At 59.4% G+C, this 3,340-nt stretch carries 3 protein-coding genes; 2 read left to right on the forward strand and 1 reads right to left on the reverse strand.

The genetic code is table 11. The features are described from left to right. Window positions 1-125 precede the first annotated feature (125 nt). Complete coding sequence (locus tag ABR948_RS29210; RefSeq protein ID WP_428124743.1) at window positions 126-1,367, reverse strand: ABC transporter substrate-binding protein; 1,242 nt, start codon at window positions 1,365-1,367, stop codon at window positions 126-128. Between the two features lie 157 nt (window positions 1,368-1,524). Here ABR948_RS29210 and ABR948_RS29215 point away from each other — a divergent pair, with 157 nt between their 5' ends. After that, the gene (locus ABR948_RS29215; RefSeq protein WP_428124745.1) at window positions 1,525-2,760 is read left to right on the forward strand and encodes an IS701 family transposase; all 1,236 of its coding nucleotides are present in this window, start codon (window positions 1,525-1,527) and stop codon (window positions 2,758-2,760) included. Between the two features lie 209 nt (window positions 2,761-2,969). Next, window positions 2,970-3,340: ferritin-like domain-containing protein (locus ABR948_RS29220; protein ID WP_428124747.1), on the forward strand; the 371-nt coding region annotated here is incomplete at its 3' end.

Here is a 3,340-nt window from a genome sequence, read left to right on the forward strand (position 1 = left end):
GCGTGATCCGGAAAAGTGGGAACCGGTTTTCCGAAAAGATCATGCTCAAACAAGAAGATGGGCGACGAGCATGATTCAACCCCGTTGAATCATGCTTTAGCATGTCGGCACCAGCGGGCAGATTTTCACTTCATCGGCCAGGTGGCTTCGGCGACGGCGGCTTGCGGCGGGAAGATGGTGACGAACTTGCCGCCGACATATTGCAGCAGCACCGGGTCGGCGTCGTTGTTCTGGCCCGTCTCGTCGAACTTGATGCGCCTCCAGGGCATGATGGTCTGTCCCCCCGAAATATCGGTCGCAGCTAACGCGTCGCGAATCTTCGGGCCGTCTGTCGACTTGGCACGGTTGATCGCGTCCGCCAGTACCAGAAGGCCCATAAATTCTCGCGAGGTGAGGTCGTTGAAATCTTTGCCGGACTTTTCCTTGTACATGGCGTTGATGGTGCCGACCATCGGCCGCTTGGTGGCGAGATCGAGCGAGAAGGTGCTGCGCGAGATCACGTGCTCGAGCTTGTCGCCGACCGCGTCATAGAGCGCCTTGTCAGAGAAGCCTCCGTCTTGCGCCACGATCGCGTTCGCCTTGTAGCCAAGCTCGGCCATGGTCTTGATCAGGAGAATGGCATCCGTGGTGTAGCTTGACGGCATCAGCACGTCGGCATTGACCGCCTTGAGCTGCTGCACCTCGGCTGAGAGCGAGGGCGTGTTGGAGCGGTACTTGATATCGGCCACGATCTTGTAGCCGCGCTCGGCCGCAAGCTTGGCCTGCGCATTGCCGGAGTCGGTGCCGAAGATCGTGTCCTCGTGGAACAGCGACAACGTCTCGATCTTGGTACCCTTCTTCTTCATCGCATCGAAGAAGTCGAACATCGCCGCCGAATACATTTCGTCATGCGGCGCTGGACGGAAGAAATATTTCAATCCACGCCTGTGCAAACTCGGCGAGGAATTTTCGGCAGAGACAAAGGGAATCTGGTAACGCTCGCAGGTCTGGCTGACGGTGACCGCGACCGCGCTTTGATAGGTGCCGATGATTGCGCAGACGTTTTCCTGGGTGATCAGGCGCTCGGCCTCGGCACGGCCCTTCTGCGGATCGGATTGATGATCGGCAAAGATCATTCGCACCTTGGCGCCGCCCAACCCCGGCAGACCCTCGCCCTTTGCCATCGGCAAGTCGAAATCGAAATTGTTGTTGATAATCTCGGCTGCGGTCTCGAACGCCCTTTGCGCGTCGACGCCGATCTGGGCGGCCGCACCTGACAATGGATAGGTGAAGCCGATCCGTATCTCACCCGCGTTTTCGGCGAATGCGGGCAAAGTGCTGGCGGCAAGCGCTGCTGTACCGCCCAAAAGAAGCGTTCTACGATCCATGATGTCTCATCTCTCCTCTTTCAACTGATTCAGACATGTGTCATTCCACCGAGTAGCCCTGCTCGCGATCCCGCCGCCGTGAGGACGCCTGCCGCTCGCCAGGCCGGCCTAGCATTACAGTTGCCTTGTCTAAAGATATCTGAATCCATGGGCAACCATGATTCGAACATCGTGGACGCGGGCAGCGTCGATTGAAGAGACGCTTGCGTTATGGGCGGCGTCGCTTCGTGAGATCAAGAAGCGGATACGTCCGTTGTTCGGGCAAGAGCGTGTCGCGAGGAATGCAGGCCTGTTTCTGGAAGGTTTGCTCGGCGATGAGCAACGCAAGACCGGTTGGATGCGTGCTGAGGCCGCTGGCGATCCTGGTCCATGGCGGCAGCAGGCGATCCTGGGTCGCCGGGATTGGGATGCTGATGCTCTTCGCGATATCGTCCGCGATTATGTCCTCGAGCATTTGGCGGATGACGACGCGGTGCTCGTGATCGACGAGACCGGCTTTCTCAAGCAGGGCAAGGCCTCGTGCGGAGTGGGGCGGCAATACACGGGCTCCGCGGGCAAGATCACGAACTGCCAGATCGGAGTCTTCGCAGCCTACGTTTCGCGCCACGGTCATGCGTTCATCGATCGCGCGCTGTATCTTCCGAAGGAATGGACCGACGATCCAGACCGGCTGGAAGCCGCATACGTGCCTGCCGATACCGGCTTTGCGACCAAACCAAAGCTTGCCACGGCAATGATTGCACGCGCTATAGCCGCGTCCGTGCCATTCAAGTGGGTTGCCGCCGATACTGTCTACGGTATCGGCGATGTCGAAAAACAACTACGCCAGGCAGGCAAGGGCTATGTGCTCGGGGTCAACAGCGCTCATGTGTTTCAATCCTCTGGCAGGCGGCGATCGGTCGCCGGCACGGCCGCGGACATCGCCTTGACGCGGCGCCCGTCTGACTGGAAACGCTTATCGGCGGGAGCCGGAACCAAAGGACCGCGGCTGCACGATTGGTGCTATCTCGAATTGGCCGATCTCGATGCCGAAGAATTCAACGGCGCAAAGCAAGGCCTTTGGACACGCGGTCTGTTGATCCGCCGTCATATCGCTGATGGCGATCTCGCCTTCTTCACCACTTGGTGTCCAGCGGCGACATCGATCGAAACGCTAGTGGCGGTCGAAGGCCATCGGTGGGCGATCGAGGACAGTTTCGAGACCGCAAAGAACGAGTTCGGGCTCGATCACAACGAGAGCAGATCCTGGCATGGGTGGCATCGCCACGTTTCTATGGCGATGCTCGCCTTCGCCATGATGGCGGCGATCCGCCATCGCGCCAATCCGTCGCCGCCAAAAAAAACACAACGCCGAACCACCGCAAAAACAAACGCATCGTCACGCCGTCATTGATCCGTTGGTCAATGCAGGAAGTCCGACGCATCGCCATCCGACTCGCTCGAAAGCGGATCCAACCCGCTCATATTATCGCATGGTCACTCTGGCGCAGAGCCCATCAGGCGATCGCGCAGCGTTCGCACTTCAAGGCACAAAGGCAACTGTAATGCTAGGCTCCGGTCGCGCAGCACGTCGCCACGGCGATGCAGAGGGAAAACTTTATCATGGACTCCGTCGAGGAATTTCTCGCCTACGCCATCAAGCTCGAGGAAGAGGCGACGCTGCGATTCGGCCAGCTCGCCGACGCCATGCAGGGCTATGGCAACACCGATGTCGGCTCGCTGTTTCGGCGCTTGTCGGACTATTCGCGCATTCATCTCGCCGATGCCCGGGCGCGGGCCGGATTTCGCGACATCCCGGTGATGCTGCCCGACGCCTACAAATGGCCGGATCTGGAAAGCCCGGAAGCTGCCGCCATCTGGGCCGCCGATCCGTTCCTGGCCAAGAACGATGCCCTCGTCATTGCGCTGGCCAGTGAAACGGCAGGCTACGATTTCTACAAATCGGTACACGACACCACTGACGATCCCGAGAT

Source organism: Bradyrhizobium sp. (assembly GCF_050014615.1).
GTDB lineage: Bacteria > Pseudomonadota > Alphaproteobacteria > Rhizobiales > Xanthobacteraceae > Bradyrhizobium.

Bases quoted from the DNA above. Each gene is read 5' to 3' on its own strand.
- ABR948_RS29210 (WP_428124743.1), bottom strand. From the start codon at position 1,367: ATGGATCGTAGAACGCTTCTTTTGGGCGGTACAGCAGCGCTTGCCGCC.
- ABR948_RS29215 (WP_428124745.1), top strand. From the start codon at position 1,525: ATGATTCGAACATCGTGGACGCGGGCAGCGTCGATTGAAGAGACGCTT.